Origin of the sequence: uncultured Pelagimonas sp. (genome assembly GCF_947498515.1) — a bacterium.
Lineage (GTDB): Bacteria > Pseudomonadota > Alphaproteobacteria > Rhodobacterales > Rhodobacteraceae > Pelagimonas.
In genome coordinates this window covers 297649-310232 of record NZ_CANMKO010000005.1, presented here as the reverse complement: position 1 = coordinate 310232, position 12584 = coordinate 297649, and the positions used below count along the sequence as shown (strand labels likewise).

Here is a 12584-nt window from a genome sequence, read left to right as displayed (position 1 = left end):
ATTCGGTTCTGCCGGGCTATGTAGGGGATGCGCGGGCGCGGTGCAAGCGGTAGTCGCGTCTATCGGGCGTGAAAGCGCTGGACGCAGGCCAACAGTCGCGCCATGATCACGCCATGCCTCATGATCACCACGACGATTGCCCCCCGCATTCACTGCTTCCGCCGGATCCTGCTTTGCGGGTCAAGGCCTTGGAAACGCTTCTAGAACGCAAGGGATTGCTTGATCCCAGCGCACTGGATGCCATCATCGAAACCTACGCGCACAAGGTTGGGCCACAAAACGGTGCCCAAGTCGTGGCGCGGGCTTGGATTGACGCTGAATTTCATGCTGCTTTGATGTCAGACGCCACCGCCGCCGTCAGCGAGATGGGCTTTTACGGGCGTCAGGGCGAACATATGGTGGCGGTTCAGAACACCGAAGCGGTACATAATATCGTCGTTTGCACCCTGTGTTCTTGTTATCCATGGCCGCTTTTGGGCATTCCGCCGGGTTGGTACAAATCCGACGCTTACCGCGCCCGAGTCGTTCGGGAACCGCGCAAAGTCTTGGCCGAGTTTGGTGTGGTTTTGCCTGAGAATAAAAAAGTGCGCGTTTGGGATTCGACCGCCGAAGTTCGGTATCTGATCATTCCGCAACGTCCGAAAGGGACGGAGGGGATGAGTGAAGCTGAGCTGGCAAACCTTGTCACCCGCGATTCGATGATTGGGACCGGCCTCGCCAAAGAGGTGACCACATGAGCCGGGTTCACGACATGGGCGGGCGGTTTGGCGACGGACCGGTTCCGGTTGGCTCCGACACTGATCCGGCTTTTGCCAAAGATTGGCATGCCCGTGCTTTGGCATTGACGCTTGCCGCTGGGGCTTTGGGCAAGTGGAATATTGATATTTCCCGCCACGCTCGCGAATGTCTTTCCCCAAAAGATTACAGCCGATTTACCTATTATGAAAAATGGATGGGCGGACTGGCTGATTTGCTTGTCCAAAGTGGCGTGGTGACTAGGGATGAGTTGGCAGGACAGATTGTGCAGCCTGCGCCTGACGCCCTGAAAGAGCGCAAGCTAGAGGCCCAAAACGTTGCTGGTGTATTGGCGGCGGGTGGCCCTGCGGATCGGCTAGGCCCGGCTCCGCAATTTGCAGTTGGGGATCGGGTAAAAACCCGGCGCATCGCCCGCAATCTATTTGTTGATGGTGGTCACACAAGATTGCCCACCTATGCCGCCGGTGTTGAAGGTGAAGTCATCTTGTCTCACGGGTGTCACGTTTTACCAGACGCCTCCGCGCACCGTTTGGGGGAGCAGCCCGAGCCGCTTTACACGGTGGTTTTTGACGCCGGGGACCTGTGGGGGGAGCCAGAACGAGCCGGAGATGAGGTGACCTGTGATCTTTGGCAAAGCTATTTGGAACCGGTGGCATGAGCGGCTCTGAAGCCCCAGAGCCGGTGTTTCAGGCACCATGGCATGCTCAGGCCTTTGCCTTGGCGGTCTATCTAAACGAGCGTGGCGTTTTTGAGTGGCCCGAATGGACCGAGGTTTTTGGCGCGGTTCTGGCTGAAAACGGTTTGGCCAAGGAGCTAGACGGCGGTGACGACTATTTTCTCGCTTGGGTCACGGCTCTGGAGCACATTTGTGCAGCTAAGTCTGTTGCCGAAATGGAGGCGCTAAGCGCGCTGAAATCCAGTTGGGAACGCGCCTATTTATCAACCCCACATGGCGATCCTGTGCGCGTTGAAACCGGGGAGGTGGGATGAATCCCACCCTACCTCTATTCCTCTACGTCGTCGGTATCGACCTGACCCGACAACTTGCGCCGTATGATCGACCAGCTCAGGCCCACTGCCAACACGATGGATAGGGCAAGAGTGCCAACCCAAGTGGTGACCTTGGGGTTTTCAAAATCCAACAGGCCAAAATCCCAAAGAACCCAGAGAATGGCACCGACCAAGGCCGCCACCAAGAGCATGCCAAAGCCGCCGATGCTGCGCAGCGTGGCGCGGATATAGATCACATAGCCAATCACCAAAACCAAACCGGCCAACACAACCAAAGGCAATTGGGCATCCCAATTTGCCATGGCCCAGCGGACATAGTTCCACTCGGTTGGGTTATAGGTCGCGGCCAAAAGGACAAAGGCAAACAGCCAGCGCAGAAAGAAACTCATAATGCTCTCCGGTTAGGGCCCGATTTGGGCGACGTCTTGTCTAGCGGATTGACGCGTCGCGTCCAGTGTTTTTGAGCTCAAGGCGCATTTCAGCCCGTTGCAGGGTTTCGCCATTTCGCGGCACAGATTCGTGGTGAAGGGTATGAAACCCCAAGGCTGTAAACGGCGATTGAGCAGCGAGGCTGGCATGGGTGATGATTTTATCAAGCTTATAGTCGCGGACGCGATCTTTGATCATTTCAAGCAGCTTGGCCAAATGCCCCTGACCGCGTGCCTGCGGCAGGAGAAAGGCAAGATCAAGGTAGCCGGTTTCCTCTAAGGTCATCATCCCAACCAGTTTTTGATCGATCTCGACAACAGCGACTTGTTGGGATGCGAGCTTGGCCATCCAATCTGCACCTGAGGGCGGTTTCGGGCACCAAGCAAGCCTTTGAGCAGGCGTGTAGGGGCTCGGTTCCGCGTGAATGGCTGCAAACATGATTTTGCCCAAAGTTTCATAGTCTTCGGCGGTCGCCCATCGATAAGAAATGACGGTTTGTGCAGATGCGTCCATTTTGCGGTTTCCTGTTGCGATACGCTTGGATATACCGGCGCGGGTTTGAAAACCATCACCGAGAGGATGAGTTATGGCGAATGTGGTTGTCGTGGGCGCCCAGTGGGGCGACGAAGGCAAAGGCAAGATTGTGGACTGGCTGTCGAGCCGCGCAGATGTAATTGCGCGATTCCAGGGTGGCCACAATGCGGGCCACACTTTGGTTGTAGACGGAAAAGTCTATAAACTTCATGCGCTTCCATCTGGTGTGGTGCGTGGTGGCAAATTGTCGGTGATCGGCAATGGCGTGGTTTTGGACCCTTGGCATCTTGTCAAAGAGATCGCCACGGTACGTGATCAGGGCGTCGAAATTTCGCCCGAGACCTTGATGATTGCTGAGAACACACCGCTAATCCTACCGATTCACGGAGAGCTTGATCGCGCCCGTGAAGAGGCCGCATCGAAAGGCACGAAGATCGGCACCACAGGTCGCGGGATTGGACCAGCCTATGAGGATAAGGTTGGCCGCCGCTCTGTGCGCGTGGCTGATTTGGCGGACGAAGCGACCCTTGAAGCCCGTGTTGATCGCGCGTTGCAGCACCATGATCCACTGCGCAAAGGTCTCGGAATCGAGCCGGTTGATCGTAATGCGCTTGTAGCACAGCTCAAAGAGATCGCGGCTGAAATCCTGCCCTATGCAGCTCCGGTGTGGAAAGTCTTGAACGAAAAGCGCAAGGCCGGAAAACGGATTTTGTTTGAAGGAGCGCAGGGCGCGTTGCTCGACATTGATTTCGGGACCTATCCCTTTGTGACTTCGTCGAATGTGATTGCGGGTCAAGCCGCGACAGGTGTCGGGATTGGCCCTGGATCGATCAACTATGTGCTTGGAATCGTTAAAGCTTACACCACGCGTGTTGGCGAAGGACCGTTTCCTACCGAATTGCTAGACGCCGAAGGTAACCCCGATGCAGACGGTCAGCGTCTTGGTGAACGCGGTCACGAGTTTGGCACCACAACCGGGCGCCAGCGTCGCTGTGGCTGGTTCGATGCGGCTTTGGTCCGACAGACCTGTGCCACGTCTGGCATCAAAGGCATCTGCCTGACCAAGTTGGACGTTTTGGACGGGTTTGAAACTCTGAAAATTTGCGTTGGCTATGATTTGGATGGCGAAAAGCTGGATTATTTGCCGACTGCGGCCGATCAGCAGGCGCGTTGCACCCCAATTTACGAAGAAATGCCGGGTTGGAGCGAAAGCACAGAGGGCGCGCGGAGCTGGAACGATTTACCGGCCAATGCAGTGAAATACGTGCGTCGTATCGAAGAGTTGATCGAATGCCCTGCGGCATTGGTCTCGACCTCGCCTGAGCGCGACGATACCATTCTTGTGACTGACCCGTTCGAGGATTGATGGCGTGGCGCTGAGTTACAAAGCCCGCCGGCGCTGGTCGCTGGTAATACTGCTGATTGGCATGCCGATCTATATCATGGTGGCCGTGACAGTGGCGAACCGTGTTGGGGTTTCGGATTTGCCAAAGGTCGTTGAGTTGGTGATCTATGTGGCCTTGGGCGTTGGGTGGGTGTTTCCATTGAAACCCATCTTTCTAGGGATTGGTCAGGCCGATCCTGACGCGGACCCTGAGCAAGACCCGAAGGAATAAGAACGGCGGGTCGGCGCTGTTTCCTTTGGAAATGCGCCCCACCCACCGTCCCACTTTTAGTACCCATCGGAACGTAAAAAGGCGGCTCATCTGAGCCGCCTTTTTTGAAGTCGTTTGCGTGCGAGTGTTACCCCGCCGCCCGTGATGGCTTGAAGCTTATCCGGTCGGAAGCTGTAAAGCGTCCACCAGAGGTTTTTTCAATCTTGCCGTCGCGAAGCAGTTGGCCAAAACTGCGTAACCGATCTTCGCGGCTCGATTCTTGGGCCTCTGCCTGACGAACAGTTGTCATCAGTTGAGGGCGTGAGAATTGATCCAACCCTTCGACATAAGACATATACGCCGCCGCCGCTTCGAGTAGGTCAGGTAGCTCTTGAGCACCAACGCTTTCGGCATAGGCTGCAAAGTCGCTGTCGCCAGACGGTTGAGCCAACGGAGCCGGAGCGACGTTTTCTTGTGGGCGTTCAGAACGTTGAGGCGCAGCCGCTGCGGGGGCCGAGCGGCTCACACGACGTGGTCTCACAGGTGTCACCTGTACCGGAGCGGGTGCTTCGGCTGTGTCGGCACTGTCTTCGACCCGCTGTTCCGCGACCAGTTTGAGCGGTGCTGCACGTTGAGGTTCAACACTTGGACGTTCGGTACGGGCTCCGCCTGCTTGTGGGCGGCGCGGACGCACGACGTTTGCCAGATCTTCGCGATATGGCTCGGTCTCTTCGTCTGCGGTCGGTTTGCGCCCCAAAAGGCGATCCGCCTTGGTCGCAGCCACGGCGGCGCGCAGATGCGCAATGGCGCTGCGACGACGGTTGCCTTCTGGTTCCTCAAGTTCGGTGTTGGTCTGGTCCAGAATGCGTGAGGTGTCATTGTCCTCAACACTTTGCTCGGTCAGCATCGCACGGGCCGGGCTTGCCATTTTGACAGCTTTGCGCGCCCCGTCGATAGCGGCGGTCAGATCAATTTCGAGCTCAGCAGGTGCGACGGGGTTGTCGAGGCGCAAGGGCGCATCATCAGACGTGGCCGCAACCAGGTCGTCTTCGTCCTCATCGTCCCAACCCCAATCGTCCGCTTCGGCACTTGGTGCGGGCGCGTCGTTTGTGGCGGGAGTATCAACGATGTCCTCATCGTCCCAACCAGCCATTTCGCCAGCCAGTTCCGCTTTGACAGCGGCCAACTCACGGGCCAACTCATCCTCTTCTTCATCAGAGAGGCTGCTGCTTGAGGCCATCGGGGTCGCTGGTGGCGTTTCAACCGGGGCAGCGGGCGGTGTCGGAACGGCACTTGCCTCCTCAACCACTTCCTCGAGCTGGCCAGATTGTACGGCACGATCGAAGTCAGAGCGCTTAACCTTTACCACACGGGCGCGCACACGGCGTGGCGCAGGGGTCGGCTCAGGTTCTGGGTCGGCGTCGATCACAGGCACAGGCTCTGATGCTGGTTCAGCCATTAACTCTTCAACCGTTTCATCGTCAAAGAGAGCATCGTCCTCTTCGTCGTCAAAGGCAGTGTCGGTCAGACCAGCAACGGCCGCGGCGATATCCCCGCCCAAAATGTCACTATGCCCGTGATCTGCATCGTCTTCCTCGACATCGTCATCCCAGGCCGCCAAAGGATCATCGTCTTCAACCAGCGCCTGTTCGCTTTCGGCTTTGTCGACTTGATCCAAAGCCGCAACGAGGTCAAATTCACCTTCGTCTTCGTCAAAGGCTGTTTCCAGCACCTGATCTAGATTGGGTTCCGGTTCAGGCGTGATGTCCTCTGACGCTTCAAGGTCATCCTGATCGGCGCTCTGGCCTTCAACATCGGCCTGCATCAACCCGGCAATTGTATCGGTGAAGAGATTGTCATCCACAAGCTCAGCGGCATCTTCGACCGTTTCGACAACGTCGTCTGAGACATCAGCGGCAGAATCCACACTATGATCTGCTTGTGCCGTGGCATTGGCCAGTAGAGCGCTTAGAGCGTCATCATCATTTTCGTCTTCGGCAAGGGCGTCACTGGCGTCATTGTCGGCAACAACGGCACGAATGCGGTCCAGTTTGGCAGCAACACTGGCGGCACCGGTGGGACGCGGAGCAGGCGCGTTCCCAACCGGCTCGGCCAGGTCGGCCGCCTGATCTGCGTCCTCGACAAGCAATGCGTCAAGGTCGAGATCATCCGTCTCTTGTGTGGTATCTGCGATCAATGTCTCATCTGACGCTGCAGGGGCGTCTTCGACTGCATCGCGTTCGGCTGTGAGTTCCTCGGAAACTGGCTCTGAGACCTCAAGGTGTTCAACCTCGGGCTCATAGGCCGTTGCTTCGATGGTATCATCATCAGGAAGTGCGTGCTCTTCGGCTTTTGCACGGGTCGGACCCGCGGCCAACGCCGCGGCCAATGCACCAGAAGACGCAGCCGTTGCTTTGCCAACAGAGGCACCGGGCAAATCCAGCCGTACCTGACCACCTTGATGTGACGCGAGTTGTTCGCGCATCAATTCGGATGCCAGTTCCGGATCAAACTGTGGCGGCTCAGCGCCAAAAAAACGATCTTCGCCCACAACGGAGCGGAAAAAATGCGTTGTATCTTTCATCACCGCCAGCGGATCTTCGAATCCTTCTGCGGTGCAAGAAAAGGTGCCATAAGACACTGTAAGAATCTTGCTCGAACTCACCATGTGCTGCTCACTTTCATTCGTTCTGCAACAATGTGTTTACCATGTAGACCGCGTCGAAAGCTGACCGAATCTGTGATCTTCAGCGTATCATTTCGTGGCATGATTGTGATCTGTTTCCTAAAAGGCCATTAATTGGACATGAATACTAAAATTGTTCACGCTCTGAGCCCTGTTTTATTGGTTGGCGGCGGGGAGTGCGCCGAGGACGCGTTAACCAATGCGATGAAGGTGTCACAAACCATTGTGGCGGCTGATGGCGGCGCGGCCGAGGTGTTGGCGCGCGGGCGTATGCCTGATTCTGTGATTGGTGACATGGATTCGCTTGATCCAGCGCTACAGGCGCAATTGGCTCCGGGTGTGTTGATGCATATCGCCGAACAAGATAGCACCGACTTTGACAAATGCCTGCGCCACATCGAGGCCCCGCTAATCGAAGCACACGGATTTCTGGGTGCGCGGGTCGATCACCAGCTGGCGGCGTTAACCGTGTTGGTGCGCCGGTCCGATCAGTGCTGTGTTTTGGTGGGGGCGCATGACGTGGTTTTGGTTGCGCCTCCTAGACTTGTTTTGGACCTGCCAATCGGGATGCGGTTTTCCCTCTTTCCCATGGCTGAAGTTACAGGACGGTCCGAGGGACTTCGCTGGCCAATAGACGGGATAGAATTTAGCCCGGACGGGCGGATCGGAACGTCAAACGAGGTTACCGGCCCGGTGACATTGGAGATGGATGGGCCTGGGATGTTGATTATTCTGCCGCCCGAGGCCCTGCCTCAGGTGACTTTGACCTTGTCGCAGAGTGCCGCAAGATGGCCTGCTCGCGCAGAATAATGTAAAGACCTGAGGCCATGGTGATCGCGATGCCAAGGCTTGCCAGAGGGCCGGGCAGATCGGCAAAGATTAACCATCCGACGAACGTGGCGGCCGGGATTTCAAGATATTGCATCGGGGCCAAGGTTGCGGCCGGCGCATAGCGCAGCGACCATGTCATCAGCAGATGGCCAAGGGTGCCGACCACGCCCATGGCCACAACCATCCCCCAAATGGCCGGTTGCGGCGTGACCCAGCTTAGACCCGGCCAGTCGAGTGGCAAGAGATGTAGCGGGATAAGGACCACCAACGCCAAAGGCGCAGAGAGGGCCTGCATCCCGATGGGATCGGTTTGGCCCGAGATTTTCCGTGTGATCAACATGAACAACGCAAAATCAACCGCAACCCCAAGCGGGAGCAATGCGGGCCAGCCGACATCGCTGAAGGCCGGTTGCACAACAAGCAGGGTGCCAACAAACCCAACGGCGCAGGCGATAAGCCGACGAGAGCCAACCTCTTCACCCAAAAACCAATGGCCCAGAAGAAGCATGATAAACGGCATGACAAAGGCAATCGCCACCGCATCTGCCAAGGGCAGGTAGATCAGCGAGGTGAACATCAACCCGATGCCAAGGATTTGTAGAACCGTTCGCGCCATGATCAAAGCCAACGTGCGCCCCGATGCGCGCCAAGGGCGGCGTGTCAGAATAACGAGCGGGATCAGGATCAGCCCTTGAAAGATGAATCGCAGGGTCACCAGCTGGCCCACCGAAAGATGTGGGCCAAGCAATTTGGCCAAGGCGTCACTATAAGGAATAAGGACGCAAAAGCCGAGCATGAGGGAAATGCCGAGAAGAGGGCGATCTTGATGTGGGGTGGTCATGAGCGGCACGCTAGGCGCGTCGCAACGCGGCCGCAAGGGGGGACGTGCCTAGGGCAGAAGAGACAACCAAACCCAGACCGTCAGAACCGACAAAGCCGTGGCTATCAAAACCGCTGAGGCCGCAACGCGCTTGGCCCGGCCATACATATTGGCAAAGACATAGGCGTTGATCCCCGGTGCCATGGCGGCGGTCAAAACCGCTGAGCGGAAGGAAGCAGTTGAGAGATTGGTGACAGTGCCCAATGTCCAAGTGATGGTCGGGTGCAGAACCAAGGTCACCACACAAATATATGCAATGACGCGGCTGTCCCCTTGGGGGCGATAGCGAAACAGGACCCCGCCCATGCCAAAAAGAGCGGCCGGAAGCGCAGCCCGGATCATCATATCCAGCGCATCAGAGATTGGGCCGGGAATATGGAGATCGGTGATATTGGCGATGGCCCCAAGCGTGATGCCAATCACCAAAGCGTTTTTGAACATCGCCCGCGCGATCTTGCCCGGAACCTGTCGTGATGGGGTGCCACGGGCGCGGACCAGCTCCATCGCAGTGATGCCAATGGCGTAGCAAAACGGCGAGTGAAAGGCGACGATGACATAGTTCGCCTGAAGCGCATCCGCCCCATAGGCGCGCTCGGTTATGGGCAAACCAATCAGGACCGAGTTCGCAAACAAGCAACAAAAGCCAATGGCGACGGCGTCTTCCCAATCGCGGTTAAAGAAATAGCGCGCCCCAAGCAGCCCTGCAAAAAAGCCGGTGACCGAGCCTGTGTAAAAGGAAAGCAACACAAACGGGTCAAAGTCGGGGCCTATTTCCAAGGTCCAAATTGCGCGAAACAACAAACATGGGATCGCGAAATTCTGGGTAAAGGACATCAGCCCATCAACGGCGCTATCCGAAAACCATCCCCGCCACACCGCGCCATAGCCTGCGCCAATGACCAGAAAAACCGGGAGAATGACATCGAGCAACGCTTGCATGGGTCAGAGTGACCTTGCGCTCAAAACGCGCTGGGCATGGCTGCGATCACAAAGCATAGCGGATCGTCATACCATCATATGCCGGTGTGATGTGGTCTGCGGTTTCCGCCTCAACCGTGGCATAGTCGAGGTCGATGTGCATGTTTGTCAAAACTGCTCGGCGTGGGGTCGCGTGGGCGATCCATTCCAAGGCCAGATCGAGATGGGCATGGGTTGGATGTGGTGTGCGGCGCAGCGCATCCAAAATCCAACAATCAAGGTTTTGCAAATGTGCCCATGCCTCATCGGGAATGGTGGCGACGTCGGGCAGATAGGCAAGATCGTTGATACGGAACCCTAGTGCGTCGATCGCCCCATGATTGACCTCAAACGGGGTCAAGGTGATGTCACCACCAGCCCCCGAAATCGTAAACGGCCCGTCAATTGTGTGCATGTTGAGGATCGGCGGATAGGGCGAGCCTTTGGGTTGCACAAAGGCGTATCCAAACCGCGAGATCAGATCGTTCTGGGTCGGACCATCGGCCCAAACGTTTAAACGCTCGCGGGTGTTGAAAACGATCTGGCGTAGATCATCGAGCCCGTGGACGTGATCGGCATGACCATGGGTCCAGGCAACCGCATCAACCTTGGAAATACCAACATCAATAAGCTGCGCGTGCATATCCGGTGAGGTGTCGATCAAGACGGCTGTGGTGCCACCTTCGCTTTCGCGTTCGACTAGCATGGAACAGCGACGGCGGCGGTTTTTCGGGTTGGTCGGGTCGCAATCCCCCCAATGCCCACCGATACGCGGCACGCCGCCCGAACTGCCACAGCCCAGAATGGTAAAACGCAGCTCACCGCTCATGAGGCGGCCTTGGCCTGAACGGGTTGCGATTGCGCCGCCTTGGCGAACAAGCGCTCAAAATTGGCTTCGGTCTGGGCGGCGAAATCCGCATAGCTTATCCCAAAGACCTCGGCCCCTTTTTGTGCGGTGTTTACCACATAAGACGGTTCATTGCGTTTGCCGCGATAGGGGGGCGGGGCCAAATAGGGGCTATCGGTTTCCACAAGAATGCGATCAACCGGGGCGCTGGCAAAGATATCGCGCAACTCTTGGCTTTTGGGAAACGCGGTGATGCCGGACATCGACAGGTAAAAGCCAAGATCAAGTGCGGCACGGCCAAGCTCGGCCGAGCTAGAGAAGCAATGCATCACACATGAATAGGGCCGCGCCTTGTGTGTTTCGGTCAAAATGCGAGCCATATCGTCATCGGCGGCGCGGGCGTGGATGATCAGTGGCAGGCCAGTTTCCTGTGCGGCTTCGATATGAACCCGAAGGCTTTGTTTTTGAATCTCAGCGCTGTCAGCAGTGTAGTGATAATCCAGACCGGTTTCACCAATGCCAACAAACTTGGGGTGCTGTGACAGGGCGATCAACTCATCCACGCTGGCAAGCGGCTCTTCGGCGGCGCTCATCGGGTGGGTGCCTGCGGCGTAAAACACCGGATCATGAGCCTCGGCGATGGCGCGCACCTGTGGTTCATTGCGCAAACGGGTGCAGATCGTGACCATGCGTGTGACACCGGCCTCTAGGGCGCGGGAAATGATCTCCGGGCGCTCCTGATCGAAATCGGGAAAATCCAAATGGCAATGGCTGTCAGTGATCGTGATGGTCATGGGAACTCCTTGCCTCTGAGGTATCGGGGAAGGGGGCGGCAGGGTCAAGATGGACACCTTAACTATGGTCGGTTTTCCGAACACCGCAGATTGCTCGGCCAGAGCACTGCCCTGGTGCCACATGACTGAGTTATTTTTGCCACGCGGCCCCGGATGGCCCCAAATGCCACCTATTTGGTTAACCGCTCGGTAACCATTTTGGGCGCAAGGTTTTGACGTTTTGTGAAATCAAGGATGCACGGAGGCAAAAATGGTGGATGGGCTGTCAACTTGGGCGTCTCGGCATCTGGCCTTTTCTAAGAAGGTCGCCAAATCAACGCGAAATCGATCGAAGCCGTCCAAAGGTCGCGCGCATTCCAAACCGCCCGGGTTCTCCGAAGAGGCGATGATGGGATTGCAAGATCTCGAGGCTCGCATTCCCCCCGCTGGCATCGAAACCAAATCGGCGTTTTCATCTGGGTATAAATCGACCCGAAGATTGGCTGACGATGTCACCGCTGGTGGCGGCTTGGTCACAGATGATCGCGGCAATCAAGTCCCGCACTATTGGGGCCACCGTGAACGGTTGCGCCAAAGGTTTCTTAGCGGCGGCCATGAACCCATGCCGGAATATGAGGTTCTGGAACTCTTGTTGTTCAACGCCATCCCGCGCATTGACGTCAAACCCTTGGCCAAACGTCTTTTGGCCGAGTTTGGTGATTTGAACGGGGTTGTTGCGGCCTCCAAACAACGGGTGATGCAGGTCCCCGGTGCCGATCCCAAGGTCTATTTGCAACTGCGCATTGCCGAAGCCTTTGCCCAAAGGATGAGCCAGGCCAAGATGATGGAACGCGACGTTCTTTCGTCGTCCGAAGCCCTGCTAGAGTATTGCAAAACCCGGATGGCGCATCGCGATACCGAACAATTCCGGGTGATCTATCTGGATCGCAAGAACATGGTTATCGTGGATGAGGCACAGGGCGAAGGCACGGTCGATCATGTGCCGGTCTACCCGCGCGAAGTCATCAAACGCGCGCTTGAGGTCAATGCCTCGGCCCTCATCCTTGTCCATAATCACCCCTCTGGCGATCCAACGCCTAGCGAAGCCGACATCACCATGACCGATGAACTTGTCTCGACCTGTCAGGTGATGGGCTTGTCGATCCATGATCACTTGGTGATTGGCAAAGAGAAAGATTTCTCGTTTCGCGGCGAAGGGTTGATCTAGGTCGCGCGCGACTATTCCTCTAAAGGCATCAAAAGAAAGATTGACCTCAGGTCTCTT

General features: G+C 56.8%; 14 protein-coding genes. 7 read left to right on the top strand and 7 right to left on the bottom strand.

The genetic code is table 11. The features are described 5' to 3' along the window. Nucleotides 1-113: 113 nt before the first annotated feature. From nthA to Q1A43_RS11915, 3 genes are read left to right on the top strand one after another with little or no spacing between them, the layout of a single operon-like run. Entirely contained in the window at nt 114-737 is a 624-nt protein-coding gene (gene nthA / locus Q1A43_RS11925) for a nitrile hydratase subunit alpha (RefSeq protein ID WP_299935380.1), read from the top strand. After that, entirely contained in the window at nt 734-1414 is a 681-nt protein-coding gene (gene nthB, locus Q1A43_RS11920; protein ID WP_299935378.1) for a nitrile hydratase subunit beta, read from the top strand. Before nthA ends, nthB begins: the two co-directional genes overlap by 4 nt. Next, a complete protein-coding gene (locus tag Q1A43_RS11915; RefSeq protein WP_299935376.1) occupies nt 1411-1746 on the top strand; it encodes a nitrile hydratase accessory protein in 336 nt (111 codons plus the stop codon). The genes nthB and Q1A43_RS11915 overlap by 4 nt, the downstream gene beginning before the upstream one ends. A gap of 14 nt (nt 1747-1760) precedes the next feature. Here Q1A43_RS11915 and Q1A43_RS11910 read toward each other — a convergent pair whose 3' ends face one another. Then, nucleotides 1761-2156, bottom strand: a complete 396-nt coding sequence (locus Q1A43_RS11910) for a DUF6524 family protein (protein WP_299935373.1) — start codon at nt 2154-2156, stop codon at nt 1761-1763. Nucleotides 2157-2196: 40 nt separating this feature from the next. Next, nucleotides 2197-2709, bottom strand: a complete 513-nt coding sequence (locus Q1A43_RS11905) for a GNAT family N-acetyltransferase (RefSeq protein WP_299935370.1) — start codon at nt 2707-2709, stop codon at nt 2197-2199. Between the two features lie 73 nt (nt 2710-2782). Between Q1A43_RS11905 and Q1A43_RS11900 the strand changes: the two genes are divergently transcribed. Further along, complete coding sequence (locus Q1A43_RS11900; RefSeq protein WP_299935367.1) at nt 2783-4096, top strand: adenylosuccinate synthase; 1314 nt, start codon at nt 2783-2785, stop codon at nt 4094-4096. Nucleotides 4097-4100: 4 nt separating this feature from the next. After that, nucleotides 4101-4346: a DUF2842 domain-containing protein gene (locus Q1A43_RS11895; RefSeq protein WP_299925833.1), complete on the top strand. Its 246-nt coding sequence runs from the start codon at nt 4101-4103 to the stop codon at nt 4344-4346. A 127-nt stretch (nt 4347-4473) separates the two neighbouring features. Here Q1A43_RS11895 and Q1A43_RS11890 read toward each other — a convergent pair whose 3' ends face one another. Beyond that, a complete protein-coding gene (locus tag Q1A43_RS11890; protein ID WP_299935364.1) occupies nt 4474-6993 on the bottom strand; it encodes a hypothetical protein in 2520 nt (839 codons plus the stop codon). 138 nt (nt 6994-7131) lie between these two features. Between Q1A43_RS11890 and Q1A43_RS11885 the strand changes: the two genes are divergently transcribed. Continuing rightward, nucleotides 7132-7821 (top strand): thiamine diphosphokinase, encoded by a 690-nt coding sequence (locus Q1A43_RS11885; RefSeq protein ID WP_299935362.1) that lies wholly within the window; start codon nt 7132-7134, stop codon nt 7819-7821. On the opposite strand, the gene Q1A43_RS11880 is transcribed toward Q1A43_RS11885, so the two are convergent. Genes Q1A43_RS11880 through Q1A43_RS11865 form a run of 4 tightly spaced genes read right to left on the bottom strand, consistent with a single transcriptional unit; the run spans nt 7739 to nt 11320 of the window. Then, nucleotides 7739-8683, bottom strand: a complete 945-nt coding sequence (locus tag Q1A43_RS11880; protein WP_299935360.1) for a DMT family transporter — start codon at nt 8681-8683, stop codon at nt 7739-7741. The two genes, Q1A43_RS11885 and Q1A43_RS11880, sit on opposite strands and share 83 nt — an antisense overlap. Nucleotides 8684-8731: 48 nt before the next feature. Further along, nucleotides 8732-9661, bottom strand: a complete 930-nt coding sequence (locus tag Q1A43_RS11875) for an AEC family transporter (RefSeq protein ID WP_299925825.1) — start codon at nt 9659-9661, stop codon at nt 8732-8734. Nucleotides 9662-9707: 46 nt separating this feature from the next. Next, nucleotides 9708-10508, bottom strand: coding sequence for an MBL fold metallo-hydrolase (locus tag Q1A43_RS11870; protein ID WP_299935358.1), 801 nt, complete (start codon nt 10506-10508; stop codon nt 9708-9710). Then, the gene (locus Q1A43_RS11865) at nt 10505-11320 is read right to left on the bottom strand and encodes a TatD family hydrolase (protein ID WP_299935355.1); all 816 of its coding nucleotides are present in this window, start codon (nt 11318-11320) and stop codon (nt 10505-10507) included. The genes Q1A43_RS11870 and Q1A43_RS11865 overlap by 4 nt, the downstream gene beginning before the upstream one ends. Before the next feature lie 250 nt (nt 11321-11570). Between Q1A43_RS11865 and radC the strand changes: the two genes are divergently transcribed. Next, nucleotides 11571-12527 carry a DNA repair protein RadC gene (gene radC / locus Q1A43_RS11860; RefSeq protein WP_299935352.1) on the top strand — a complete coding sequence of 319 codons (957 nt, stop codon included), beginning with the start codon at nt 11571-11573 and terminating at the stop codon, nt 12525-12527. Nucleotides 12528-12584: the final 57 nt, after the last annotated feature.

Bases quoted from the DNA above. Each gene is read 5' to 3' on its own strand.
- nthA (WP_299935380.1), top strand. From the start codon at position 114: ATGCCTCATGATCACCACGACGATTGCCCCCCGCATTCACTGCTTCCG.
- nthB (WP_299935378.1), top strand. From the start codon at position 734: ATGAGCCGGGTTCACGACATGGGCGGGCGGTTTGGCGACGGACCGGTT.
- Q1A43_RS11915 (WP_299935376.1), top strand. From the start codon at position 1,411: ATGAGCGGCTCTGAAGCCCCAGAGCCGGTGTTTCAGGCACCATGGCAT.
- Q1A43_RS11910 (WP_299935373.1), bottom strand. From the start codon at position 2,156: ATGAGTTTCTTTCTGCGCTGGCTGTTTGCCTTTGTCCTTTTGGCCGCG.
- Q1A43_RS11905 (WP_299935370.1), bottom strand. From the start codon at position 2,709: ATGGACGCATCTGCACAAACCGTCATTTCTTATCGATGGGCGACCGCC.
- Q1A43_RS11900 (WP_299935367.1), top strand. From the start codon at position 2,783: ATGGCGAATGTGGTTGTCGTGGGCGCCCAGTGGGGCGACGAAGGCAAA.
- Q1A43_RS11890 (WP_299935364.1), bottom strand. From the start codon at position 6,993: ATGGTGAGTTCGAGCAAGATTCTTACAGTGTCTTATGGCACCTTTTCT.
- Q1A43_RS11885 (WP_299935362.1), top strand. From the start codon at position 7,132: ATGAATACTAAAATTGTTCACGCTCTGAGCCCTGTTTTATTGGTTGGC.
- Q1A43_RS11880 (WP_299935360.1), bottom strand. From the start codon at position 8,683: ATGACCACCCCACATCAAGATCGCCCTCTTCTCGGCATTTCCCTCATG.
- Q1A43_RS11875 (WP_299925825.1), bottom strand. From the start codon at position 9,661: ATGCAAGCGTTGCTCGATGTCATTCTCCCGGTTTTTCTGGTCATTGGC.
- Q1A43_RS11870 (WP_299935358.1), bottom strand. From the start codon at position 10,508: ATGAGCGGTGAGCTGCGTTTTACCATTCTGGGCTGTGGCAGTTCGGGC.
- Q1A43_RS11865 (WP_299935355.1), bottom strand. From the start codon at position 11,320: ATGACCATCACGATCACTGACAGCCATTGCCATTTGGATTTTCCCGAT.
- radC (WP_299935352.1), top strand. From the start codon at position 11,571: ATGGTGGATGGGCTGTCAACTTGGGCGTCTCGGCATCTGGCCTTTTCT.